Origin of the sequence: Pseudochelatococcus sp. (genome assembly GCF_050946405.1) — a bacterium.
Lineage (GTDB): Bacteria > Pseudomonadota > Alphaproteobacteria > Rhizobiales > Beijerinckiaceae > Pseudochelatococcus.
The window spans coordinates 99,464-126,001 of sequence record NZ_JBMNUS010000005.1 but is presented as its reverse complement, the minus strand read 5'-3'; the positions used below and the strand labels follow the sequence as shown (position 1 = coordinate 126,001).

General features: G+C 64.9%; 15 protein-coding genes. 11 read left to right on the top strand and 4 right to left on the bottom strand.

The genetic code is table 11. The annotated features are described in order from the left end of the window. Positions 1–253 precede the first annotated feature (253 nt). From ACOYJQ_RS09670 to ACOYJQ_RS09655, 4 genes are read left to right on the top strand one after another with little or no spacing between them, the layout of a single operon-like run. Positions 254–1,066, top strand: coding sequence for an ABC transporter permease (locus ACOYJQ_RS09670; protein WP_433458001.1), 813 nt, complete (start codon positions 254–256; stop codon positions 1,064–1,066). Then, positions 1,063–2,280, top strand: coding sequence for an ABC transporter ATP-binding protein (locus tag ACOYJQ_RS09665; protein WP_433457999.1), 1,218 nt, complete (start codon positions 1,063–1,065; stop codon positions 2,278–2,280). The genes ACOYJQ_RS09670 and ACOYJQ_RS09665 overlap by 4 nt, the downstream gene beginning before the upstream one ends. Then, the gene (locus ACOYJQ_RS09660; protein ID WP_433457998.1) at positions 2,277–3,812 is read left to right on the top strand and encodes a methyltransferase domain-containing protein; all 1,536 of its coding nucleotides are present in this window, start codon (positions 2,277–2,279) and stop codon (positions 3,810–3,812) included. The genes ACOYJQ_RS09665 and ACOYJQ_RS09660 overlap by 4 nt, the downstream gene beginning before the upstream one ends. Further along, positions 3,809–7,507, top strand: coding sequence for a glycosyltransferase (locus ACOYJQ_RS09655; RefSeq protein ID WP_433457996.1), 3,699 nt, complete (start codon positions 3,809–3,811; stop codon positions 7,505–7,507). The genes ACOYJQ_RS09660 and ACOYJQ_RS09655 overlap by 4 nt, the downstream gene beginning before the upstream one ends. Before the next feature lie 333 nt (positions 7,508–7,840). On the opposite strand, the gene ACOYJQ_RS09650 is transcribed toward ACOYJQ_RS09655, so the two are convergent. Beyond that, entirely contained in the window at positions 7,841–13,048 is a 5,208-nt protein-coding gene (locus tag ACOYJQ_RS09650) for a DUF4214 domain-containing protein (RefSeq protein WP_433457994.1), read from the bottom strand. A 461-nt stretch (positions 13,049–13,509) separates the two neighbouring features. Here ACOYJQ_RS09650 and ACOYJQ_RS09645 point away from each other — a divergent pair, with 461 nt between their 5' ends. The 6 genes from ACOYJQ_RS09645 to ACOYJQ_RS09620 all read left to right on the top strand — a co-directional run bounded on the left by ACOYJQ_RS09645 (position 13,510) and on the right by ACOYJQ_RS09620 (position 21,956). Next, positions 13,510–13,824, top strand: a complete 315-nt coding sequence (locus ACOYJQ_RS09645) for a helix-turn-helix domain-containing protein (protein ID WP_433457993.1) — start codon at positions 13,510–13,512, stop codon at positions 13,822–13,824. A 33-nt stretch (positions 13,825–13,857) separates the two neighbouring features. Then, positions 13,858–16,182, top strand: coding sequence for a hypothetical protein (locus ACOYJQ_RS09640; RefSeq protein ID WP_433457991.1), 2,325 nt, complete (start codon positions 13,858–13,860; stop codon positions 16,180–16,182). A gap of 42 nt (positions 16,183–16,224) precedes the next feature. Further along, entirely contained in the window at positions 16,225–17,829 is a 1,605-nt protein-coding gene (locus ACOYJQ_RS09635) for a DUF6311 domain-containing protein (protein WP_433457989.1), read from the top strand. Positions 17,830–17,981: 152 nt separating this feature from the next. Then, the gene (locus tag ACOYJQ_RS09630) at positions 17,982–19,916 is read left to right on the top strand and encodes a SurA N-terminal domain-containing protein (protein WP_433457988.1); all 1,935 of its coding nucleotides are present in this window, start codon (positions 17,982–17,984) and stop codon (positions 19,914–19,916) included. A gap of 220 nt (positions 19,917–20,136) precedes the next feature. Next, positions 20,137–21,645 (top strand): anthranilate synthase component I, encoded by a 1,509-nt coding sequence (gene trpE / locus ACOYJQ_RS09625; protein WP_433457987.1) that lies wholly within the window; start codon positions 20,137–20,139, stop codon positions 21,643–21,645. A gap of 5 nt (positions 21,646–21,650) precedes the next feature. After that, positions 21,651–21,956, top strand: a complete 306-nt coding sequence (locus tag ACOYJQ_RS09620; RefSeq protein ID WP_433457985.1) for a sulfurtransferase TusA family protein — start codon at positions 21,651–21,653, stop codon at positions 21,954–21,956. Here ACOYJQ_RS09620 and ACOYJQ_RS09615 read toward each other — a convergent pair. The 3 genes from ACOYJQ_RS09615 to ACOYJQ_RS09605 all read right to left on the bottom strand — a co-directional run bounded on the left by ACOYJQ_RS09615 (position 21,911) and on the right by ACOYJQ_RS09605 (position 25,565). Next, the gene (locus ACOYJQ_RS09615) at positions 21,911–22,258 is read right to left on the bottom strand and encodes an antibiotic biosynthesis monooxygenase family protein (protein WP_433457983.1); all 348 of its coding nucleotides are present in this window, start codon (positions 22,256–22,258) and stop codon (positions 21,911–21,913) included. The two genes, ACOYJQ_RS09620 and ACOYJQ_RS09615, sit on opposite strands and share 46 nt — an antisense overlap. A gap of 7 nt (positions 22,259–22,265) precedes the next feature. After that, positions 22,266–23,573 (bottom strand): HlyD family type I secretion periplasmic adaptor subunit, encoded by a 1,308-nt coding sequence (locus ACOYJQ_RS09610; RefSeq protein WP_433457981.1) that lies wholly within the window; start codon positions 23,571–23,573, stop codon positions 22,266–22,268. A 72-nt stretch (positions 23,574–23,645) separates the two neighbouring features. Further along, positions 23,646–25,565, bottom strand: coding sequence for a type I secretion system permease/ATPase (locus ACOYJQ_RS09605; RefSeq protein WP_433457980.1), 1,920 nt, complete (start codon positions 25,563–25,565; stop codon positions 23,646–23,648). Positions 25,566–26,124: 559 nt separating this feature from the next. On the opposite strand from ACOYJQ_RS09605, the gene ACOYJQ_RS09600 reads away from it, so the two are divergent. Beyond that, a complete protein-coding gene (locus tag ACOYJQ_RS09600) occupies positions 26,125–26,469 on the top strand; it encodes a hypothetical protein (protein ID WP_433457979.1) in 345 nt (114 codons plus the stop codon). Positions 26,470–26,538 lie beyond the last annotated feature (69 nt).

Genomic DNA, 26,538 nt, shown 5'->3' with positions numbered 1-26,538 from the left:
TAAATATATATTAAATATTATATCAATAATAATATAAATATTGCGATTATAATCAAAATTATTCTATAATAAATGAATTTCTACTTTTATTCGTATATTATTCACTTGCTATCATGCGCCGCGCATTATCGCATTCCGATGCTTCTGGAACAACTAAAATGCTCTTCACTTTGCGTGCTACAGTGTTGTAATAGTGGCCACGTCGATGAAGTCGCCGGAGCTGCGGTTGCGAACGATTGCACGGACGACGTTCATGGAGATAACGGGTCATATGGTCGGCATGCTGCGCAATCTTTGGGAATATCGCCATTTCGTGGCCAATTCGATCTGGAACGATTTTTACACACGCCTCGCACGCAGCAAGCTGGGCAGCGCGTGGCTGATCCTGCAACCGCTTTCGCAGGCCATGATCTACGCTTTCATCCTGTCGAACCTGCTTTCATCGAAACTTCCCGGCGTTTCAGGCCAATACGCCTATGCGGTCTACCTGATGTCCGGCCTTCTGGCCTGGAACCTTTTCGCGGAAGTGCTCGATCGGTGTCTCAAGATATTCGTCTCCAACGCGAACATCATGAAGAAGGTCTATTTTCCGCGCATCACCCTGCCGGTGATTGCTGTGGGTTCCGCTCTTGTGAACAACATGATCCTGTTCGTGGTGATGATCGCCCTGTTCGTTCCCCTCGGGCATGAATTCTCCTGGACGTTCCTGTACATTCCCCTGATGGCGCCGATCATCGCGCTGTTCGCCGCCGGCTGCGGCATCTTCCTCGGCATCGTCAACGTCTTCGTCAGGGATATCGAACAAGCTGTACCCATCGTTCTGCAAGTGCTGTTCTGGTTCACGCCGATCGTCTACCCCGCCAGCGTCATTCCGCCGCAATACGCGGCCTATCTGCATGTCGGCCCCATGTTCGAGATGGTGACATTCTACCATGAGGCCATTGTCTTTCATAACCCGCCGTCGCTGTCCGGCATCGTCACGGTGGCCGTTATCGCCGCGGTCGCGTGCGCCTTTTCCCTGATGGTGTTTCGCCGGGCCAACGCAGATATGGTTGACGTTCTATGAGCGTTTTACGTGCCGAAGGCATTTCCAAGAGTTTCCGGGCCTACGGCTCGGAATGGCGGCGCATGCTGTCGTGGTTCGGCCGGCCCGACGCGAGCCGCGACGAGCGCCACATCCTGCACGACATCAACTTCTCGGTCGAGGCGGGCGAGGCCGTCGGCATCGTCGGCCAGAACGGAGCGGGCAAGAGCACGCTGTTGAAGATTATGGCGGGCACCATGCAGCCCACCAGCGGCACCGTTCACCGCGAGGGCAGGATCGCCGCCCTGCTGGAACTGGGCATGGGTTTCAACCCCGAGATGACGGGGCGCGCCAACGTGCTCAACACGGCCGGCCTGATGGGCTTCTCGCAGGAAAAGATCCTCGCCGCGATGGACGGCATCGAGGATTTCGCCGAGATCGGCGACTATTTCGACGAGCCGCTGCATGTCTATTCCAGCGGCATGCAGGTGCGGCTCGCCTTCGCGGTGGCCACCGCCTTCCGCCCGCAGGTGCTGATCGTCGACGAGGCGCTGTCCGTCGGCGATTCCTACTTCCAGCACAAGAGTTTCGCGCGCATCCGCGAGTTCCGCGAGGCGGGCACGACATTGCTGCTCGTCTCTCACGACAGGGGCGCGGTGGCCACGCTGTGCAACCGGGCGATCCTGATCGACCGCGGCACCCTGCGGATGGACGGCCCGCCGGAAAACGTCCTCGACCTCTACAACGCCATCATCGCCGAAAAGGAAGGCTCGCGGCTGACCCAGCAGCAGGCGCGGGACGGCCGCGTGCAGACCCTCTCGGGCACGGGAGAGGCGCGGATAACCGTCGTGGAACTGCTCGACGGGAACGGCAATCCCACCGAGATGCTGAAAGTCGGCGAGCCGGCGGCGCTGCGCGTGGAGGTCGCCGTCGACAGGAGCATCCCGGAACTGGTCGTCGGCTACATGATCAAGGACCGGCTGGGGCAGCCGGTATTCGGCATCAACACGTTTTATCTCGATCACGTCGAGCGCGATCTCGCCGCCGGCGAAAAAGTGTCATACACGTTCCGTTTCGACGCCACGCTCGGCGCCGGTCACTACTCGGTCGCGGTCGCGTTGCATCAGGGTCCGGCTCACGTCTCGCGCAACTATGAGTGGCGCGATCTGGCATTGACATTCAGCGTCGTCAATGCAAGCCATCCGGCTTTCGTCGGAATAGCGTGGGTACCTCCGACTGTGGATATTCAGCGATGAGCGCCGATCACTTCTACCGCGAATTCGAGGCCAATTTTCGCGGCGACCGTGAAGAAATACTTCAGCGGCTCAAGATTTACCGGCCCTTCATCGAGCCTTTTCTGTCCGCGCCCGGCACCCGGCGCGTGTGCGATCTCGGCTGCGGCCGGGGCGAGTGGCTGGAGTTCATGCAATCGATCGGCATGGAGGCCCACGGCGTCGATCTCGACGAGGGCATGCTGCTGGATTGCTTCGAGCGCGGCCTGTCGGCGGAACAGGCCGATGCGATCGCTCACCTGAAATCCCTCGCAGACGAGAGCCAGGCGATCGTTTCCGGCTTTCACATCGCGGAGCACCTGCCCTTCCCCGTCCTGCGCACGCTGATCGACGAGGCGCTGCGCGTGCTGCGCCCGGGCGGGCTGCTGATCCTCGAAACGCCGAACGCCGAGAACATCCAGGTCGGCACGCTGTCGTTCCATATGGATCCGACGCACGTCAAGCCGTTGCCGCCCGGCTTGCTGTCGTTCCTGCCCCGCTTCTACGGCTTTCATCGCAGCCGCGTGATCCGCTTGCAGGAAAGCGAGGAACTGAGGACGAGACCCACAGTGCGCCTGCTGGAGGTGTTGCGGGGCGTCAGCCCCGACTATGCCGTCATCGCGCAGAAATCCGGCGATCCCGAATGGCTGGCGCAGTTCGACGCGATCTTCGCGACGGATTTCGGCCTGACGCTCGACACGCTTTGCGAACGGTTCGATGCGGGTTTCGTGCCGGCCGAAACTTTCCAGCGCGACATGGCGGCCGTGGCCGTTCGTCTGCACGAGCACTTCGAGCGGTTCGAGGAAAACGAGGCGCGGCTGAAAGACCGCCTGAGCGACGTCGAAAACATCTATCGCCGCATCGAGGAGCACAGGGAAGAAAACCTCGGGCGGCTGGCGGATCATGCCCGCCGGTTCGACGAGCAGGCGCATCGGCTCGACGAACAGGCGAGGCGCGTCGACGAACACGGAAATCGCTTCGACGAGCAGGGGCGACGCTTCGACGGGCACGCGCGCCTGCTGGAAGAACAGAACGGACGGCTCGAAGAGCACGCAAGGCGGCTGGACGATCAGGGCGAGCGCGCCGATGCGCTTGCCGGCCGCCTTTCGGAACTGGCGGAGCAACTCGCAAGCCTCGCCGGGCAAAACGAAGCTTACAGGGCGCAGATCGCCGCCCTGCACGCCAGCACCTCATGGAAGGTGACGGCGCCGCTGCGCCTTGCAAGCCGCGCGGGCAAGAACGCCTGTGCGACCGCCGTGGCGCTGCCCAGGGCGTGCGTCATGTTCCTGCTGCGCTCCCTGCTGTCGCGCCGTGCGGCGCGCGCGTGGGCCTGGCGGCTCGCCAACCGCTACCCGAAAACCGCGAACCGGTTCCGTGCCTGGATCTACCGCGGCAACGACATCGCGCCGCAGGTCGTCAACCAGCCCATCGCCCAGAGTGTTTCCGGGCGGCACCTTTCCACGCGCACCCGCAAGATTCACGAAGAGCTGCTCAGCCGGCGGAACGACAGAACATGACCCGAATCCTGATTGACATGCAGGGCTGCCAGACCGAAAGCAGGCTGCGCGGCATAGGCCGTTACACGGGCGCGCTGGCGCATGCCATGGCGGTCGTCGCGCGGGAGCAGGCATGCGGCGACGATATTCACCTGTTGCTCAACTCCGCCTTTCCCGACAGCATCCCGGAAATCCGCCGGCTGTTTCGCGGCGTGCTGCCGCCGGACAACATCCACGTCGTCACGCTGATGACGCGGGCCGACGACCGCAACCCCGCCAACCGCTGGCGCAACCATGCCTCGATCATGCTGCGCGAGGCATGGATCGAGGGCTTCCGGCCGGATGTCGTGTTCTGCCCCAGCTTCTTCGAGGGCTACATCGACGATTCGGTCACGAGCGTCGGCCGCCTGTCCGCGGTTCCCGTCGTCGCGACGCTGCACGACCTGATTCCGCTGATCTACAGGGAAAACTACATCGACAGGAACCCGGATTTCTGCGCGCACTATCTGTCGAAAATCGAGGAACTCAGGCGCTGCGCCGGGCTGCTCGCCATTTCCGACGCCTCCGCCTCCGAAGCGCAGGCGCTGCTGGAATTCGCGCCCGAACGCATCGTCAACACCTCGGAAGCGGCCGAGCCCAAGTTCGCCCCGCTTGAACTGACGCAGGCGGAGCGTCAGGCGTTCCGCGACCGGCTGGGGCTGACGAAGCCCTTCATTTTCTACACCGGCGGTTCCGACGCGCGGAAGAACCTGGGCCGGCTCATCGCCGCCTTCGGCCGGCTGCCCGCGCCGCTGCGGCAGCGCCATCAGCTCGTGTTCGCCGGCAACATGCCCCCCGGCGAGGTGGAGCAGTTGCAGCACAGCGTCCGCGACGCCCATCTCGATCCCGACGACCTGCTGCTCATCGGCTATGTCAGCGACGACGATCTCGTGCGGCTTTACAACCTCGCGGAAGTGTTCGTCTTCCCCTCGCGCCACGAGGGGTTCGGCCTGCCGGCGCTGGAGGCTCTGCAATGCGGCACGCCGGTCATCGCCTCCAACACTTCCAGCCTGCCGGAGGTGGTCGGCAACCCGGACGCCCTGTTCGATCCGCTGTCGGTCGATGCGATCGCCCGGAAGCTTGAAGCCGTGCTCACCGACGACGCCTTCCGCGCCGCGCTCGTCGCGCAAGGCCGGGAGCAGGCGGCGCGTTTTTCATGGCGCAACAGCGCCACCCTCGCGCTCGCGGCGTTGCGCGGCATGGCGGCGGTGGCGGCGCACGACGCCGACTGGCCGGCGGCGCTGCGGCGGCTCGACGCCTGCCAGAGCCGGTTGATCGAGGCGCTCGTCGCCCCCGGCGAGGCGGAGCGCTCTCCCCTCCTCTCGGTCGGCCCCGACGGCGCCGATCTGATCGAGGCCGCGAGCGCCATCATGCGCAACCGCGTGGCGGTCGAGTCGCTGCTGCGCGCGGCGCTCCCCGCGCACGAGGGGCCGCTGACGTGGCGGCTGGAAGGGCCCTTCGATTCCAGCTACAGCCTCGCCCTCGTCAACAGGGAGCTGGCACGCGGCCTGGCGATGCAAGGCGCTGCGGTGTCGTTGCTGTCGTCCGAAGGCGGCGGTGATTTCGCGCCCGACGCCGCGTTTCTGGCGCGCAACGAGGATCTGAAGGCGTTCCATGAGGCGGCGCAGGCGCAATCGCCCGCCGCGGCCGATGTCGTGAGCCGCAACATGTATCCGCCGCGCGTGGCCGACATGACGGGCCGCTTCAACATGCTGCACAATTACGCCTGGGAGGAGACTGGCTTTCCCGGCGAATACGCGCGCGACTTCAACGACAGCCTGCAATTGCTGACGGTGACGTCCGTGCATGTGAAGAAGATCATGATCGATGCCGGCGTGTCCGTGCCGATTTCGGTATGCGGCAACGGCATCGACCACTGGAGCCGGGTGGTTGCGGAACCCGGCGTCACCCTGCCGGCGGCCGGCTTCGTGTTTCTGCACGTATCGTCGTGTTTCCCGCGCAAGGGCGCCGATGTGCTGCTGGAGAGTTACGGCCGCGCGTTCACCGCGCGCGACGACGTGCTGCTGGTCATCAAGACCTTCCCCAACCCGCACAACACCATCGAGGCGGATCTGGCCGCGCGGCGCGCGGCCGATCCCGATTATCCCGCCGTCCTCATCCTGATGGACGACATGACGGACGGCGCGCTCAAGGCCCTCTACGAGCAGGCCGACGTGCTCGTCGCGCCGAGCCGCGCCGAAGGTTTCGGCCTGCCGCTGGCGGAGGCGATCCTGTGCAACCTGCCGGTGATCGCCACCGGCTGGAGCGGGCAGATGGATTTTTGCACGCCGGGAAACGCCAGCCTCATCGACTTCACCTTCGCGCCCGCCAGCACCCATCTGGACGTGTGGAACAGCGTGTGGGCGGAGCCGGACGCCGGCCATCTGGCGCGACTGATGCAGGAGGCGCGGGCGCGCGGGCGCGGCCACCGGCTGCCGGCGGCCGAGAGCGAGGCGCTGCGCGAGCGCTATGGCTGGGCCAATGTCGCGGCGCGGAACATCGCCGCCGTGCGGCGCGTCGCCGGCAGGCCGATGGTGCGCGAGCCTTCGGTCGGCTGGATCAGCACGTTCAACAAGCGGTGCGGCATCGCCACCTATTCGGCCCATCTCATCGATGTGCTGGCGATGCCGGTGACGGTGCTTGCCGCCCATGCCGAGGAACGCATCGCGACGGACGGCGACAACATCGTGCGCTGCTGGCACGAGGGCAAACCGGACGAATTGCAGGATCTGCTGCGTCAGATCGAGCGTCTGCAACTCGACGTCATCGTGATCCAGTTCAATTACGCCTTTTACGATTTCGAATATTTCGGCCGCTTCGTGAACACGCTGATCGATCAGGGGCGGAAGATCGTCGTCACGCTGCATGCGACCATCGATCCGCCGCATGAGCCCGAGCGCAAGCTCGAAAAGATCGTGCCGGCGCTGGCGCGCTGCCAGCGCATTCTGGTGCATTCCGTGCATGACATGAACCGGCTGAAGGCTTGCGGGCTCGTCAACAACGTCACGCTGTTTCCGCATGGCGTGCTGGCGCCGACCGCGCTGCCGTCCGCGCGCCCGCGGCGGCCGCAGGACCCGGTGCATGTGGCGGCCTACGGCTTTTTCCTGCCGCACAAGGGCCTGCCGGAGCTTATCCGCGCCATCGGGCTGCTGCGGCAGCGCAATCGCGACTTCAGGCTCATTCTCGTCAACGCGGAATATCCGGCGGAGGTATCGCGCGCGCTGATCGCCGAATGCCGGACGCTGATCGAGGAACTCGGCCTGTCGCCGTGGACGGAGTTGCACACGGCCTTTCTGGAAGACAGCGAAAGCCTCGCGCTGCTGTCGCGGGCCGATGTCATCACCTATGCCTATCAGGAAACGGCGGAATCGGCCAGCGGCGCGGTGCGCTACGGCATGGCGGCCGGCCGGCCGGTGGCGGTGACGCCGTTGCCTATTTTCGACGATCTGGAGGATGCCGTCCACCGGCTTGGCGGCACGTCGCCGGAGGATATCGCGCGCGGGCTGGAAGAGATGGTGAACGGGCTGGACGCCGATGACCCGGCCAGCGTGCGCCGGCAGGCGCGCGCCGACACATGGCGCGAGGCCCACACCTATCCCCTGCTCGGCCAGCGCCTGCGCGGCATGCTCACCGGCCTGTTCCGCGAGAACGTGACTGACGCGCCGCCCGATCCCTGATCGCCGGCAACGGGACGATCCATCTGCTGGAAAACAAAAGCCCCGGATGCGCAGCATCCGGGGCTTTTGTTTTTGCGGGTAGCCATCAAAGCGTTTTCAAGCAGGGCGGATGCCGGTTTGCGTGAAGAAAACACGTTAAGTCAATAAGTTGGAGAATTTCGATGTTTCAATGAAACGTCGAAACGCTCCAGCAGATGGAAGCCGGCCGGCGGCGGGGCGCTGTGGCTGCCGTGCCGATGGCCCTCCCAAAAGAAGAGCCCCCCGAAAACCGGGGGCTCCATTTGCTTTTCGCGGGGAGTTTTTCCGCGAGGACGAACTCCCTTTCCGGCGAAATCAGATGAAGTTGGAAAGATCCAGCTGAGTGGCGCCCGTACCGCTGACGAGACCGATCAGTTCGATATTGCTGTCATAGACACCGTTAACGGTGTCGTAAACCGTGGTCTCGACCTGATAGATGGCAGCCTGACCACCAGCGGTATTCACGATAGCGGTTACGGTCGAACCGACAGTAGCATGAAGGCCGCCCAGGACAGTGCTAAGATACGCGTTAGACATGTAGCTGGTGGCACCCGAACCATCGTCGACGACGACGGTTGCGTCTTCGAACCTGACGACGCCCTGGTTCGTGAAGTTGACGACCTGACCATCAGTAGCTCCGGATACGAGGGCTACGTTGGTGTCAACGACGTCAGTTCCGTTGAGCTCAATCGAAAGCTTGTCATTGGCCTGCTCGAAGCCGGTGATCTGCACAAACTTGTGATTGCTGGTGCGGTTCTGGATACCCTCGTTATTGATCACGATCGTATCCGAGCCGCCGGCGCTGATGTCGACGGTGACGGGGCTGTAACCTTGAGCAGCGACCTCATTATCACCGATCACGAACTCGATCTTGTCGCTTCCGTTGGAGGCCAGCGTCCAGTTTTCGACCCCCTTGTTGGCCACGCCGTGATCACCGGCATCGACCACGGTGATGCGGTCATTGCCGTTGAAGCTGGCGGTGGTGATGTTCGAGAAGCCTTTCAACTGGGCGTCCGTCAGGGTGATGCCACCCGTCAGGTTGAGCGTTTCCGCCGTGCTGGCCCCGCCGTTGTTGATGCCGACGATGTTGGCGCCATCGGTTGCGACGATCACGTCGAGAGTGCCAGCCGCAAAGGTGCCGCCCAGGGCGTAGGTGCCGCTGACGGTGTTGCCGCCAATGATGATCTGCGAAGCCGCGGCATTGGTCGTGGTGATGTTCACCGCGTTGGCGCCCACGATCACGCTCGAACCGCCGATGAGGGAGTAGTTCTCGATATTGGTTCCGACAGCAACGTCGAAGTTCGCAATAGCGCTATCCGTGACCGTGACCGTATCGTTACCGACGCTGCCGGTAAGCGAGGTGAAGGCATCAAGCTGCGCGGACGTCAGGGTGACACCGCCCGAGATGTTCAGATGCTCGGCCGACGTGGCCAAACCGTTGTTGATGCCGCGGAGATCGGCGCCGGCGGTCGCGATGATCCGGTCGTTCAAACCGGCCAGCGCATAAGCACCCGTAACGGCGAGGTTGCCGACGCGAACCGTGGTAGCTCCCGTGTTGTCGGCATTGAGATTCACGTTCAGGTTATCGGCCGTCACGGTCACGTCGGAGCCGCCGACAAGGCCGTAGGTTTCGATGCCGGCCACGACCGACAGGGTATCGACAGTGGTGACGTTGAGCGTGTTGGTGCCGGTGGCGATGAACTGTGCGAACGCCGCCCGCTGGGCTGCGGTCACAGTGACGGAACCGTTGTTGGCGAACTCAAGCGTCTCGGCCGTGGTGGCCGCGCCGCCGTTGACGCCGCTCAGATTGGTGCCGTTGGCCGCGACGATCTTGTCGTTGGCATGAGCCAGCGCATACGTGCCGGTAACGTTGCCGCTAACCCCGATGATGGACCCGGCCACGTTGGTCGTCGTGACATTCGTGCCGCCGGTAACGGTGCTCAGATCCGAACCGCCGACAAGGTTGTAGTTTTCAATGGTGGCGAAAGCCGTGAAGACGCCCGCTGCATTGTTGACATTGATCGTGTCATTGGCAGTGGCACCCGTGACGTTCGTGAAGCCAGCCAACTGGGCGGCCGTCAGCGTGAGGCCACCCGAGAGGTTCAACACCTCGGCGGTGGTAGCAGCGCCACCGTTGACACCGGTGATATCGGCGCCGTCCGTCGCAGTGATGGCGTCGCTGACGTTGTTGTCGCTCAGAGCATACGTACCGGTGACGGTGTTGCCGCCAACGTTGACCGTGGTGCCCCCAGCGTTGCCACCGGAGATATTCACGGCCGTGTTGGTCGCCGTCACGGTGACTTCGGAACCGCCGACCACAGCGTAGTTTTCGATGCCGTCCGCGACATTGAAGGTGTCAGCGGCGCCGGTGACCGCAACCGTCTGGATGCCGTTGGTGTTCGTGAACGCCAGAGCGCCGTTCTGGCCGTCGTTCACCGTCAGCACGGCATCGGCGTTCTGGAAGTCGACGGTGCTGTTGTTGGCCAGACCGGTGATGCCGCTGATGTCGGTGCCGTTGACGACCTTCACGATGTCGTCCGCACCGAAGTTGGCATAGGTGCCGGTATAGGCGCCGGCACCCAGAACCAGCGTCGAGATTCCAGCCGCAGCCTGAGATTCGGTCACGTTGCGGGCAAGGCCGTTCGCCGTCGTGCCGACGGTGAGCGTGGAACCCGCAGCGATCGTGTAGCTCTCAATGCTGTCGGCCGCCGTCAGCGTCGCCGCAGTCGTCACCACGAGATGATCGGTAGCGGTCGTTCCGTTGATCGTCGTGAAGGCATTGTGCTGCGCAGCGGTCAGGGTGGTCGTGCTGACAAGGCCACCGACATTCAGCGTCTCGATGTTGCTGAGCGTCTTGGTGGAGATGTCGACGACGCCTTCGGTGGTCAGGGACTGGGTCGTCCCGGCGACACCGTTGATCTTGGTGACGTCGGTCAGGTTGCCGGTCTGAACCTTGAGGCCCTCGACGTTGGCGGCGAGGTTGACCACCTGAACGTTCTGGAAGGTGTTCGTCGCCGTCAGGTCGGCGATTTCGCCGGCCGCATTCGTGCCGGTGACGTTGAGGACGTTATCGCCGCGATCGCCGTCGATCGTCGCGCCGGCGAGCTGGGCAACCGTCGCGTTGATCGTGTCGGCGAAGACGGTGACGGCCTTGTTCTCCACGCTGTCCGCAGCGACGGAGGTGTCGAAGGCGGCCTTGTTGGCGGTGAAGGTCACGCCGCTGGTCAGGCTGAGATCGGCGCCCGTCAGGTTGGTGACACCCGTGAGGACGATCTGGAGATCGTTCGAGTCAAGCGTGCCGTTGCCATCCACGTCGACCCACAGCGTGTTCGTGCTGTTGTCGAAGGTGGCGCTGGTGGTGTTGTTGCCGACCAGGGCGCCCTGCGCCGCGCCGAAGTTGGCGTAGCTGCCGACGAACTGGCTGGCGCTGGTGATGCCGCCGCCGAGGGTGAGCGCGGAGAGGTCGAGCTTGTCCTCGCCGGACTTGAAGTCGGTGATGGTGTCGACCTTGGCGCCGCTGGACTGGGCCACGTCGCTGTAAACGACCGTGTCCTTGCCTTCGCCGAGCGTGATGGTGTCCGCGCCGCTGGCGTTCGCGACGTTGTAGACGTCATTGCCGGCGCCGAGCGTGATCGTCGCGCCGCTGGCGGCGAAGTCCGTGTTGGACAGCGAGACACCCTTGGTCAGGTTGCTGGCGTCGAAAGCGGCGAGAACGGGGGTCGCCGGATCGTTCGTGCCGACGATCGTCACGGCGGAGTCGCCGGAAAGAACGATCTTCGTGGCGTCCTGCGCCTGCAGGTTGTTGATGGTCAGCTTGCCGGTCTTGTTGGCGGTGCTGTCGGTGACGGCGACGTTGAGCGTCTCGGCGTCATCGGCGTCCAGCGTGCCGACGTCCTGGCCGGCGCCGTTCGAGATCTTGAAGTTGACGCTGAGTTCGTCATCGGCGCCGTCGGTCGCGAGATCGATCCTGAGATCGTTGCCGGCGGTTTCGGCCACGTCGACCGTGAGGCCGGAGACCGCGTTGTTGAGCGTGGCCGCGCCGTTGAGGCCGGCAGCGTAAGTGACCTTGGTGATGCCGCCGAACTTGGCCAGATCGATCGCGCCGTTGCCGAGGTCCGTGACCTGCAACTGCTCGACATTGGCCAGCGTGCCGCCGAGGTTGCCGGACGCCACCTGCTGGGTGAGGCCGATGGTATCCGTGCCCTCGCCGCCGTCGAAGCTGTCACCGGCGTTGAAGCCGGCCGAGAAATCGACGAAGTCGTCGCCGGCGCCGCCGGTGACGGCCACGGCCAGATTACCCGAATCGGTAGCGATCGTCAGATCGCCGGTGAAGTCGGCGGCATTGATCGTGCGGGCGCCCGCCAGCAGATTGGCGACGGAGAGGTTCTGGTCGCCGGCGATGTTGATCGTCGAGGCGTTGGTGTTGATCGCCACCAGACGCGACAGATCGTCCGCGGTCGTGACGTTGAGCGTCTCGATGCCGTTGTTGATGGTGACGGACGAGGCAGCGCCGTTGTTGAAGTCGTGAACGCCGCGCAGGGTCAGGTTCTGGACGTCGGCAGCGCCGGACACGGCGTTTGCCTGGTAGGCGATGGTCGTGTCGCCGCCGGACACGGCGTCGAGCGTGAGATCGACGATGGCCTTCGCGCCGACGATGTTCAGGGCGCCCGAGCTGTTGACGTTGGTGATGGTCTCGACGTCCGTCACGCCGGACACGTCGAAGTTGGTGCCGCCGACGGCATCGGCCGTGATCTCGACCTTCTCGATGCTCTTGGCCGTGAAGCCGGCCTCGTTGACGGCAACGGTGCCGGAAGAAGCATAGCGCAGCGTGTCGACACCGTCGCCGCCGTCGAGCGCATCGCCCGAGGTCAGCGTGTTTTCGGTTCCGAAGAAGGTGTCGTTGCCGGCGCCGCCGGTGAACGCCGCACCGGCGTCGATGCCGGTCGTGAGCGTGAAGGTCTGGCCCGCGTTGGAATCGATCGTCTCGAAGAAGGAGTCGGACTGCGCCTTGGCGGCCTCGACGGAAGCCTCGTCGGTGGTGACGTTCGTCAGGGAGTTCCTGGCCGAGCTCTGCGCGGCGTCGTTATAAGAGAAGCCGGGGGTGGAAGCGGCCTGCTCCGCCCAGTACACGCCGACCTCGGTCTTGTTGGCGAGGAGCGCCTGGTCTTCCGAACCTTCGTTCGTGCGGGCGTTGGCGAGGATGTCGGCCAGCACGTCGCCGGTGGCGACGCCGGCTTCCAGCTTGGCCTTGTAGTAGGCGAGGCCGTCGGGATCGATGGCGCGGTTGAAGAGGTTCTGATACAGCGCCGTCAGGAACGCATCCGGCGAGGTGAGCGTGGGGAACGCCAGATAGGGGTAGAGGGCGATCGCCTCGGGCGAGGTGGTGAAGAGGCCCGAAACCGCTTCAATCGACTGGCCGCGGACATCCACGTCCTCGATCCAGTAGGCCAGACCCTCGGGATCGGGAGCGCGGTTGAAGTAACCGATATAAAGCTGGGTAATCAGTTCTTTGGTCGTTGCCATTGCTGAAATCCTCATAAATCCAGCGACATTGAATCTGGCAGGCGTCTTCGCGCCCGAATTCTGAACAGCCTTCCACCCGCAGACCCGCCCCCTGCCGGGAACGAACCCGGCCGGAAGCAGACCCGCGCTTAAAGGAACGGGGAGCGGAGACCCGCCTCTGTCGAAAGACAGGATATCCGAACCAGCGCGCCTCTCGGAGCAAAACGATGCATACAGAAAGACAAACCGATTGGCAATAGGCCATTAAGCGGTTTTCATACTCTTATCCCATTGACGTGACGATGTTAACAAACGTATACACATGTGCGGGAGAGGCGCGGACACTATCAATATATTTGAAAAATTACTTGTAATTCCTTTTTTCATATCAAGCATATTCATTTGAATACAAATAATTGATTTTCGTTTTACGGGATAGACAAGTCTGCGGGTGGCGGTCTCAAGCATCGAAGGAATTGATCGTGCTGAACACAAGAAATGTCATACATAACAGCGAGACGGTCGAGCTTCGTCAGGCTGTCGGACAGTGGCTCAAGAGGCAACGGGAGGCGGCGGGCCTTTCCCAGCGGGAACTGGCGCGCATTCTCAAGTTCGAGTACTATACGTTCATATCCCAGCTCGAGAACGGACGCGGGCGTATTCCGCCAAGCCGCTACAGGGACTATGCGGCGGCGCTGGGCGTGGACGAGAAAAGCTTCGTCAAGACCTTGCTGATGTTCTACGATCCGGTATCCTACGCCATCCTTTTCGACGACGAGAAGCCCGCCGCCTCCTGAAGCCAGCCCTCCTGAAGCCGGAAACAAAAGCCGATGGCTCACATTCTGCCCTTCCGGTCCCCTTCGCCGGCCGGCGAGAAGCGCGCGGACGCACCGTCGGCGGGCGACTGGACCAATCAGGAACTGGCCGGCCTCTACCGCGTCGAGGCGCTGTTCGTGCAGGCGAACGTCCGCATCGAGACCGACCGCGGGCTGACCGACGAGGGCGATCCGTGGTTCGCCTTCTGCCGCGGGCCTCACGACGTCTTCGTGCATCTCGCGCGCATCGACGGCCGCTATGTGCTCGACAGCCCCGGCCTCGATACGGCCATCGAGGGCGACAGCTTTCCCGACATCATCGACCGATTCGCGCAGGTGGTGGCGGCGCGCGCGCCGGCCGGCAATGTCGTGCAACTGCGGCCGGGCCAGCGCGACATGGCGGCGCGCATGCATCCGGCGGTGATGCTGGCGGCGCTGATCTGGTCGCTCTATCTCGCCACGGATTCGGACGGCGCCGCGCAGGCCGCCGTCATAAAGGCCGTGGAGGCGGGAGCCGCGGAGGCCGACGCGGCGGAATCGGGCGCTTTCCCCGCTTTCCCCAATGCGGAAGACGCCGGCGGAGGGGATATCGGCAAGGATGCGGCCGATCTGGCGGCGGCCGCGGGCCTGAAGGGGCCGGCACGCCCCGCCGCGCGAATCGCCGGCGCCGACGAACGGCTGTTCGGCCATTACGGCGCCGCCGGCGCGGCCGGCCTCGCCGCGAGCCTCACCGCCATCGCCGTCACCTACGGCCTTTACAGCCCCTCCTCCCTGCCGCTCGCCAAGGTTGGCGCCGGGACGGCCCACATCAAGCCGGACATGGCTCCCGCCCTGGTGCGGGACGACGCCGAGGCGCGCCATCGCGTCGAAGCGCCCCCCGCCGATCGGGACGACGCGCCCGCCTCCTCCGGCTCCGCCGCCTCGGGAGAGGCGGAAGCATCGTTCACCCGCCCGGCCCGGCCCGGCCCCGACATCGGCGGAGGCGCGGCGGAGGCCGGCAACGTCTGCGTGCCCGGCGCGCTTCTGCCCGCGCAGCTCTTCAAATTGCCGGCGGCGGATCTTGCCGGCGCCCTCATCGCCGCCGCATGGGCGACGTCGCCGGCGGAAGCTTTCACCGGCGAGGCGGCGGCATCCGTGCCGGCGACGGAGACAAGCCCGGCCGCCGGCACGGAAGAACCGGCGAAGCCCGCCCCGGTGGAGGCTCCGAAAAAGGCTGCCGCCACCGAAACCGTCGTGACGGCCGTGCAGACCGCACCCGCCGAGAGCATGGCCAAGGCGACGCGCGAGCCGGTGGAAACGGCGGCGGACACGGCATCGAAGGCGTCGACCGAAACCGCGCCCAAAGTGCTTTCCTCGGCCGCGCAAACACCCTCCCCGGCCGATATCCCGATGAAACCGACAACGGAAGCGCCCGCGACGCCGATCGCCGCGGGTTCCTTTGCCACAGGCGCCATCACTCAGCTTCAGTTGGCCGCGCTGTCGGATGTTCAGTCCCTCGTCGCGCAAGCGGCGCGACACCTGGGCGACGTCAACGGTTACAAGCTCGGCGGCGTCGAGGTTTCCGCGACTTTCGACGTTTCGAAACTCGACAGCCGCGCGACCGGAATCGTGCTGGCCAGCGCGCTCGACGACACGATGACGGATGCGACAGCCGGCGATGGCGGCAAGACGGGTACGGCGGCAGACAAGACCGCTTCCGGGGTTGCGACGGACGACAAGGACGTGTCGCCGGCGGCCGGCAAGCCGCTGACGACCGCCGGCGATTCGCCCCTCGACGCGGATGCTCTCCCCGCCGTCGAGGATGAAGCCGGTTCCTTGCCGGCGCGTCCGGGCGATACGGATGCGGATGCGGATGAAGGAGCGCCGGAGAAGACCGCCGGGGAAGCGGAAACCGGCGCCCCGGGCAAGCCGCAGGATGCGCCCGTGCCGACGGTTCCCGCCGATTCGGATGCCGACGCCACCCTCCCCGTCGATGCCGACTCCGAGACCGGCGAACCGGAGACGGGTGATGCGCGGACGGGCGAACCGGAGCCCGGCGAGACGGACGATGGCGCATCGACCGGCGCGGGCGCCGATACCGCAGGACAAGCGGGCAAGCCCTTCCTGCCGCCGTGGCTGGATACTTACGACGACGCGGCCAAGAAATTCGTATACTATTTTCTTGAAAAATCGTCATCCATCGAAATGATACAAATAAACAAGACGATTATATTTGTCGATACGACCGCCATAGATGAGCCGGAGGATGTTTTCCATGCTCATAGCTGGTCGATCGACGGGGAATACATGATATCCACCATCGGCCACCGGCAGGATTTCGCCGATCACGGCCTCATCTAGCGGGGCGCGTATCGTCTTGGTTCGCGGGAGTCGAAAATAGCCATGTTTTCCAAGATGATACCGACCGGCGGCGCCTCCGGCCCGGCCGGGCTGGTCCTGTCGGCGCTGTTCGGCTTCGCGTTCGCCTTTTATCTGACGCCCGAGGGCTACATCGCGGGCACGGCGGGTTACTGGCAGAACCAGATCGAGGATATCGCCCAGTATCAATCAGGTTTCACCGCCTATCTGCATGCGCCGTGGGGTTGGCCGCTGCTGTCCATTCCGTCGCTCGACTGGCCGCACGGCACGGTCGTCACCTTCGTGGACGCCATTCCGGTCATGGCGCTGACGCTGAAGGCGGCCGCGCTCGTCGTGCCCGTGCCGGAGAACCCGTTCGGCTACTGGCTGCTTTTCTGCTATATGATGCAAGGGGTTGCCGCGTGGTTCGCCATATCGCAGATCCGCCCCGGCAACTGGGCGGCGCTGGGGCTTGCGGTGTTCTTCTGCGTGCTGATGCCTTCGCTTGCCGCGCGCATGGGGCATCTGGCGCTGCAAGCGCATTTCCTGCTCATCTTCGCGCTGGGTCTCTACTTCAGAAGCATGCGGCGGGAGCGTGCGCTCATCGTCGGCTGGTCGCTGCTGCTGGCGGCGTCCTTCTACATCCATCTCTATCTCGCGGCGATGGTCGCGGCGGTGCTGCTCGCCTGCGCACTCGACCTCTTCCGGCGCACCCGGCGCGGCGCGACGCTGGCGGCGCACGCGATTCCGATAGCCGTTCTCCTGCTTACCTTCCCGCCGATGCTCGGTACATCGCTCGGCAACGCCGTGCAGAACGACGGCTTCGGCTATTACTCGATGAACCTGCTGGCGCCGCTCATCAACCTGCCGACCGACTGGCTCGGCACGACGGGGCAATATGAGGGCTACAATTACCTCGGGCCCGGCCTGATCGCGCTCATCGCCGTGGCGCTCTTCTCGCGCCCCGCGGCGTCGGAGAGCCGCCCTCTTTTCGGGCGGTATCTGATTCTGGCGCTGCTGGCCTGTTTCCTCTACGCGCTGTCCAACAAGATTTACGCGGGCACGCTGAAAGTGGCGAGTTGGCCGCAACCCGCATTCCTCGTGCCGATCTTCGGCACTTTCCGCTCGTCCGGCCGCATGTTCTGGATCGTGTCGTATGCGCTGGTCTTTTTCGCCGTGGCGCGGACGACGGCGGCCGTGCAGGCGCGCACCCTGCTCGGTTTCGCCGTGGTCGTCGCGCTGCAAGCGGCGGTGCTGAATCCCGATTTCGCCGGGGTTCGCGAGGCCCTGCGGCGCCCGCCGTTCACGCCCGCCGACCCGGTCGCCTGGCGCGCGGCGCTCGACGGGGTGAAGACCATGCACGTCTTTCCGAAATTCCTGTGCAACGCCTGGTCGCGGGAAATCCTGCCGTTGCAGGTCATCGCCGCCGGCGGGGGCTACAATATAACCACCGGCTCCATCGCCCGCTACAGCGCCGATTGCGATGCGACGGCGGCGGAGATCGCCGCATCCGACCCCGACACGGCGGCTTATGTGTTCGTGCGCGAAAAGTTCAGCGACGAGGAGATCCGTGCTTATGTGCCCCACAGGGCGCGGTGCGGCCAGCTCGATATCTGGGTCGTCTGCCGCAAGGAGCAGCCGGCCGGGTGAGGGACGGCACAAGGGGTATTGCGGCTTCGGCATTGCGGCTTCGGCGTTTCCGCTTTATCGCTAGAGCACTTTCCGATCGGATGGGCTCATCCGGTCGATCGGGATTCGCTCATCGCTTCACGCCAACCCTGTTCGGGACGACCGCAAGACCCATGCTCCAGCTCTTCCGCAACGCCGGCCGCAACTGGTTCGGCAAAGCCCTCACGACAGTCCTGTTCGGGCTGCTCATTCTCTCTTTCGCCATCTGGGGCGTGGCGGACTGGGTTACGAATCCGGGCGGCAACACCGTCGCCACCGTCGGCGCGCGCACCATCTCCACCGAGCAGATGCGGGAGGCGTATCTCAACCAGTTGCAGGCGCTGCAACGCCAGCTCCGCACGCCCGTCACGCCGGAGCAGGCGCGGGCGCTGGGGCTCGACCGGCAGGTGCTGGGCCAGCTCGTCGGCCAGGCGGTGCTCGATTCCGAAGCCGACGCGTTCCGGCTCGCCGTGCCCGACGCCACCATCGTCGATATCGTCACGCGCGAGCCGCAATTCCGCGATTCCGCCGGCAACTTCAACCGCGCCGCCTTCGACGCCGCCCTGCGGAACGCCGGAATCTCCGAACAGACCTTCGTCGACGAGCAGCGCGCCGTGCTGCCGCGCCGCCAGTTCGCCGAAAGCGTCGCCGGCGACGTGGCCGCCATCCGGCCGATGCAGGAAGCCTTCCACCGCTTCGCGGCGGAACGGCGCGCGGCGCGCTATGCCACGCTGACCGCGCAGGCGGCGGGCCCGATCGCAGACCCCGACGACGCCACGCTGGAAAGCTGGTTCAACGAACGCAAGAGCGTGTTCCGGCTGCCGGAATTTCGCGCGCTCTCGGTTCTTTCCATCGAGCCCGAAACGCTGGCGAAACCTGAAAACGTCTCACGCGAGGCGGCGTTGGCCCGCTACGAGGCCGACAAGGAAAGCCGCTACGGGACACCGGAGACGCGCCACCTGCAACAGATCGTGTTCAAGGATGCGGGCGAAGCCGCGGCGGCCCACGAGCGCCTGAATGCGGGCGAGACGTTCGAGGCTGTCGCCGCCGGGCGCGGCGTGGCGGAGGCCGATTACGATCTCGGCCTCGTCACGCGCGAGGAAGTATTCGATCCGGCCGTGGCGCAGGCCGCTTTCGCGCTCGACGCACCGGGCGTCACCGCGCCTGTGCAGGGGCGCTTCGGCAGCGTGATCGCGCGCGTGGTGTCGATCACGCCGCCGTCCGTGCAGTCCTTCGGCGAGGTCGAGCAGTCGGTGCGCCTCGCCATCGCCATCGAGGAGGCGCGCGCCGCCGTGAACGCCCTGCACGATGCTATCGAGGATGCCCGCGCCTCCGCCCGCCCGCTGGCGGAAATCGCGAAGGAGAACGGGCTCCCGCTCCAGACGATCCCCGCGGTCGACGGCAGCGGACGGGACGCTGCCGGTAACCCCGTGCCGGATCTGGCGACGGGGGCCGATCTGCTCGGCGCGGCCTTCGCCTCTGACATCGGCGCGGACAACGCCCCGCTGCGCCGGCAGACCAGCACCGGCGCCGGCTATGTCTGGTTCGACGTGACGGAAGTCACCCCCGCGCGCGACCGCACCTTCGCCGAGGCGCGCGAGGACGCGGTGAAACGCTGGCGCACCGAAGCTGTCGCCGACCGGCTCGCCACGGTGGCTGGCGACATCGTGGCGCGTCTCGACAAGGGTGAGGCGTTCGAGGACATCGTGGCGACGCTGCCGGAAGGCGCGCTTGCCGCGCCGATCGCGGCCGTCGCCGACATTGCCCGCAACAGCCAGACCGGCGGCCTGCCGCCCGCCGCCGTGCAGCAGATCTTCGCCACGCACAAGGGCAAGGCCGGTTCCGCCGCCCTGCCCGGCGGGCGCATCGTGTTCCTGGTGACGGAGGCGGCCACGCTGCCCTTCGCGGCGGATGCGCCGCAGGCGGCGGCACTGGCCCGGCAACTGGGCACGGCGCTCGCCGACGATCTGCTGGCCGAATACGTCGCATGGCGGCAGGCGGAACTGAAGCCGACATTCAACGAGCAGGCGTTGCGGGCCGCCACCGGCGCGGGCGCCGCCGGGCTCTGATCCCGGGCGGCGTTCGACCCGGAGCGCTTTCCGATCAGATGGAATCATTTGACCGACGGGAATTCGCTCAAAACAAAGAAATCCGGCTTCTCTCCCGTTTCGATTAAAACGGGAGAGAAGCTAAAGCCGGATGCAGCTTCAGACGTTTGTCCTGCATCGGATCTGTTGACGAAGCAATCTCCGTTTCCGGTCCGGTGCCCATGCTGTTCAGGATGACGACATGTCCGACATGCTTTTTTCCGACGCCTTCAGGGCCGCCTACGATGCGGGCGCGCCCGGCGTCGTCAGTACGACGCTGGTCGCGGATCTCGAAACGCCCGTCGCCGCTTTCCTCAAGTTGCGGGCCATCGCGCGCGGCCCCTCCCTGTTGCTGGAATCGGTGGAGGGCGGCGCGGCGCGCGGGCGCTATTCCATCATCGGGCTCAACCCGGATATCGTCTGGCGCTGCCGTGACGGCGCGGTCGCCGTCGAGCGAACGGACGGCGCGCCGCAGGCCGATCCGCGGCCGCCGCTCGAAAGCCTGCGCGCCCTGCTCGCGGAGAGCCGCCTCGACCTGCCGCGCGGCCTGCCGGCCATGGCGGCGGGCGTGTTCGGCTATCTCGGCTATGACATGGTGCGGCTGATGGAGCGCCTGCCCGCCCCGCCGCCGGACGTGCTCGGCGTGCCGGATGCGGTGATGGTGCGCCCCACGCTCATCGCGGTGTTCGATTCCGTCACCGACGCGCTGTCGCTGGTAACGCCCGTGCGTCCGCTTCCCGGCGTGAGCGCGCGGCAGGCCCACGAGGCGGCCGTGGCGCGGATCGAGGAAGCCATCGCGGCGCTGGACGCGCCGCTGCCGCACGACCAGCCCGTCGACGCCGCGGCGCTGGCGGTCCCGGAACCCGTTTCCAACACCGCGCCCGACGACTTCCGCCGGATGGTGGCGCGCGCCAAGGAATACATCAAGGCCGGCGACATCTTTCAGGTGGTGCTGTCGCAGCGCTTCGACGCGCCGTTCTCCCTGCCGCCGCTGTCGCTCTATCGGGCGCTGCGGCGCTCCAACCCCTCTCCCTACCTCGCCTTTCTGGACTTCAACGATTTTCAGGTGGTGTGCTCCAGCCCCGAAATTCTGGTGAAGGTGGCGGACGGCGAAGTCACGGTGCGCCCCATCGCCGGCACCCGCCGCCGGGGCGAGACGCCATCGGCCGACGCGGCGCTGGCGGCGGAGCTTCTCGCCGACCCCAAGGAGCGGGCGGAACATCTGATGCTGCTCGACCTCGGCCGCAACGATGTCGGACGCGTCTCGGCGACGGGCACCGTGCGGGTGACGGACAGCTTCTATCTCGAATATTACAGTCAGGTGATGCACATCGTCTCCAACGTCGTCGGACGTCTCGATCCGAAGCATGACGTGATCGACGCGCTGGCGGCAGGTTTCCCGGCCGGCACCGTTTCCGGCGCGCCCAAGGTGCGGGCGATGGAGATCATCGACGAGCTGGAAAAGCACAAGCGCGGCCCCTATGCCGGCTGCATCGGCTATTTCAGCGCCGGGGGCGACATGGATACCTGCATCGTATTGCGCACCGCCATCATCAGAAACGGACGCATGTCCGTGCAGGCCGGCGCGGGCATCGTGCACGATTCCGATCCCGAGAGCGAATTGCAGGAATGCATCAACAAGGCGCGCGCGCAGTTCCGCGCGGCGGAGGAAGCCGTGCGCTTCGCCGCCAGCGCCGGACGGGGGCAGTAGTCGGCATGAATCCGGCGCGTCCATTGCAGGAAACGCACGACGCGCAGGTGCATCTCGACCTGCGCGGGCTGAAATGCCCGCTGCCCGTGTTGCGCACGCGCAAGGCTTTGGCGCGCGCGGCGCCCGGCACGCTGCTCGTCGTCTCATGCACCGATCCGCTGGCGGGAATCGACATTCCCCACCTCGTGCATGAGACGGGACACAAGCTGGAAAAGGATACGCCCGCCGAAGGCGGGCGCGTGTTCACCATCCGCGTGATCGGCGATCAGCCGGCAGGCTTGGCCACCGTGTCGTCGCCGGTCACCGTCTGAATGACTTCGAAACCTTCGAACTGCGGATGCCCGAGATAGAGCGGCTTGCGATCGCCGGCGCTGCGGTGGGCGGCCCGGAACGCCTCGGAGCGCGTCCATGCCTCGAAATCCGCCTTCGACCGCCACACCGTATGCGACGAGTAGAGCGTGTGGTCGTCCGCCTCGGGGCCGCGCAGCAGGTGGAACTCGACGAAACCCGGCACCTCATGCAGATGGACATCGCGGGACAGCCAGACTTCCTCGAAGGCGGCTTCCGACCCTTTCTCCACCTTGAAGCGGTTCATGGCGATGAATTGTGACATTGATGCCTTACCTCTCGCGGAATGACGTGGTGATCGCTTCCGTCAGTGGACGGGTCAGATAATCGAGGACCGTGCGCTCGCCGGTGGGGAAGATGACTTCGGCCGGCATGCCGGGCCGCAGACGCGCCTTGAGATCCTCGGGCACATCGGTATTGCGAACCGCGACCTGCGCCAGAAAGTAGGGCATGCGCGTGTTCTCGTCGATCAGGCGGTCGCGGGAAATATCCTCCAGCGTACCCATGATCAGCGGCGTCGTGCGGGAATGGAACGCGGGAAAACGCACCTCGGCGCCCAGCCCGGTGAACACCCGGTCGACGTCGGTCACGTCGATATGCACTTCCACCACGAGGTCGTCGTCTTCGGGCACGATTTCCAGCAGCGTGTCGCCGGGACGGATGACGCCGCCCAGGGTGAATACTTTCAGGTTATGGACGACGCCGGAGCGCGGCGCGGTGACGTCGATGCGGCGGAGAACGTCCCTGGCGACGCGGATGCGCTCCTGAAGGTCGCCGAGCTTCAGCCGGGTGTCGGCGAGATTCTGGCTGACCTGCTCCTGAAACTCCTGCTGGACCTGGCGGATCTGGATTTCCATCTCGCTGATGGCGTTGGCCGCCTTGGCGCTGTCGGCCTGATTGCGACCGACGATGCCGTCGAGACGCGCCTTCTCGCGCTCCAGCGCGGATTCGCGCGTCTTCGACACCAGCCCCTTCTTGGCCAGCGCCTTCACGCCGACGAGTTCGTCATCGATGAAGAAAAGTTGCTGCATCGCGGACTGACGTTCGCGGTCGAGCCCCTCGATCTCGGACTTGTACTGGATGACGCGGGTCTTCATCACGTCGATCTGACCATCGAGCGAGGCGCGGCGTTCCCGAAACTGGGCTTCCTGATCGGCGATGGCGCGGGCAACCTCGGAATCGTCGCCGCGGGCGGTCAATTCCGCCGGAAAAGTGATGGCGTTCTGCAAGTCGCGCTCCGCCAAAAGCCGCGCCTCAAGCGCCAGCATCGCATCGAGCTGACGCCGGGTCGCCGCGTAATTGGCGTCGGAACTGGTCGCGTCGAGCCGGAACAGCACCTGCCCCTGCTCCACGCGGCTGCCGCTGCTCACGTTGATCTCACGCACGATGCCGCCTTCGAGATGCTGGACGGCCTTGCGCTTGCCCTCCACCGAGACGACGCCCGTAGCGACCACGGCGCTGTCGATGTTCGCCAACGCCGCCCAGCCGCCCAGCAGTCCGAAGGTGAGGATGATCACGGTGTAGCCAAAGCGGGCCACCGGCCGGTAGTCGCTGGAAATATGGGGCGCTTTTTCACTCACGATCCTGATACCTTCTCCACCGGACACCGTCCGCCCGCAATCCGTGCGAGGCCGTCTCCATCACCGGCCGCGTCAACCCTTGGCCACCGCCTGCCCGGCGCCGGGCACCGCCGGGGGCTTGCCCTGCCCGCCGCCCGGCTGCTGGGTGCCGACCGACGGCTGCGCCACGACGCGCGGCCCCATGACGCGGGCCAGCACCTCATCGCGCTCGCCGAACGCCTGCACAGCCCCGTCGGAGACCATGAGGATCGCGTCGCACAACGTCAGTATATTGGTCTTGTGGGTGACGAGCACAACCGTCCTGCGCGCCTGTTTCAACGCCCGAATGGTGTTCATCAGCGCCTGTTCGCCGGCGGCGTCGAGATTGGCGTTGGGCTCGTCCAGCACGATGAGCGCCGGCAACCCGTAGATGGCCCGCGCAAGCCCGACGCGCTGGCGCTGCCCGCCCGACAGCGCATGGCCGCCGTCGCCGATCTGGGTGTTGTAACCCTGCGGCAGATGCTGGATCATCTCGTGAACGCCCGCCATCTGCGCCGCCCTGACAACCTTCTCCTCATCGGGAGAATCGAAGCGGGCGATGTTCTCGGCGATGGTGCCGCCGAACAGCTCGACATCCTGCGGAAGATAGCCGAGCGACTGGCCGAGTTGCTCGGGATCCCAGTGCTTGAGATCCGAGCCGTCGAGGCGCACGGCGCCGGCAATGGCCGGCCAGACGCCCACGATGGCGCGCGCCAGGCTCGACTTGCCGGCCGCGCTCGGGCCGATGATGCCGAGAACGGTGCCTTCGCGCACGCCGAACGAGACGCCCTTGAGCACCGGCAGATCCCGGCCGGGAGCGCGCACCACCAGGTTTTCCACCACGAGCTGGCCCTTGGCGTCGGGCAGCCGCATGCGGGCCGGGCCGGCCGGAACCGCCGTCAACAGCATGCGCACCCGCTTGAGAGCGCCGCGCATACCCACGAACCCCTTCCAGTTGCCGATCGCGAGTTCGATCGGCTGCGTGCAGCGCCCGACGATGATCGAGGCGGCGATCATCATGCCGGGCGAGATCTCGCGATTGATGGCGAGATAGGCGCCGATGCCCAGAATGAGGCTCTGGGAAAACATGCGGTTGAAGCGGCTGGCCGACATCAGGTAGCCGGCGCGGTCGGAAGCCTGGGCCTGCCAGCCGAGCGCGGCATGGCGGCTTTCCTCCCAACGGTGGCGCAGGCGGGACACCATGCCCATGGCCTGAAGCACCTCGGCATTGCGAAAAGTGGCCGCCGCCTTGCCGGAAGCGGCGATCGACGCCTTGGTGGCCTTGTCGAGCACCGGCCGCGTCGCGCGGTCGTTGGCGATGGCGAGGATCGCGGAAATGATGCAGGTGACGATGGCGAACACGCCATACCAGGGATGCATCAGGAAGGCGACGATCACGTAGACCGGCACCCACGGCAGGTCGCACCCGGCGATGATGCCGGCGCCGGTGAAGAATTCGCGCACCGTATCGACGTCGCGCAGCACCTGCGTATGCCCCTGGGAGGGCTGCTGGACCGTGGCGCGCTGGACGGCGTCGAACGCTTCGGTCTGCACCTCGGCGTCGAACGCGAGGCCGGCGCGCACCAGAAGCCGCGTTCTCACCGTCTCCAGCACGGACGCCGTCATGTAAAGGAGCGCGACGATCAGCGTCAGCAGCAGCAGCGTGGTGACGTTGCGGCTCGACAGGACGCGGTCGTAGACCTGCATCATGTAGAGCGGGCCGACGAGCGCCAGCACGTTGATGAACAGGCTGAAGAACACCGCCGTGAGAATGGCCGGGCGCGCCGCGCGGAAGGCAAGGTCGAGAGCGTTTTCTCCCGGACGCAGCGCGGAACGCCCCGCACCGGCGACGACCGCTCCGTTGCCGGCCCCCTCCTGCCCCGAGGCGCGGGAAAAGAGTGACGCCACGGCATCGCCGACGCCTGCGGTCCAGCGCCCGACCTGATCCCGGAATTTCGCGATATCGACTGCCATATTGGAACGGTTCCTGCTGTCCAGACCTCCGGCTCCCGACCGCGCATCGGAAACCCGCGACCGCGCACCCTGCATCGCCGCCGCCCGCGCAAGGACGACGCCGCCCGCCTGACGCGCGCTGCACGATGCCTCTTACATACGGGAAAACACGCCATCAGCGCAATAGCCGCAATCGGGCGCAGACATTGCAACCAAAATAACGTTGCGCATGTACGCCCCACGCATTAACAAAAACGTCACTATTAAATAGAAAATCATTTAATGCATATGAAATTGCCGGCACTTTTCTCACTAACAAATATCAAAATTTTCCCGCAAGCAAATATCCTTGCAAAGACGATTTATACACGCATCGAATCGATGAGCATTTCATGACATATGTCATATTTTTGATAACAAATAAATGTCTATATCAATAAATATTTAGACTATTAATTTCTAATATGAAAAATACAAATTTTGATATATTTTTCATAAATTTGTATATGATTTTTTTATACTGATATAAAATGACTAATGTGTTATATATCATCAATGCACACGATATGAGTGGCGCGCCATGAGCAGCGATGTCCTTCTTCCTCATCCGTTCTGCCACTGGTCGGGCTGGAGCGGCGCCGAACTGGCCATCCTGCGCGATGCCGCCGACACATTGGGAAGCGCCGGATTCGACGTCGACGCCGGCTGGGGCGTTTCCGACGAAGGCGATGCGTGGTTCGCCCTTTGCGACGCGCGCACCGGCGCCCTGATCCTGCATGTCGCCCGGATCGACAAGACATTCACGGCCGTTTCGCCGGCACTCGACAGCGCGCTGTATACGGCCGAATTGCCGGCGCTGATCGCCGAAGCGCTGCCACGCCTCACGCGCATGTCGCCTGCGGCGCTTTCCTCTCCGCACCCGTAGCGCCTTCCGGCTTGCCTCCCGCGCACAGGACGGTTCAGGAGACTTGTACCGATCTCAAAAATGAAGTAA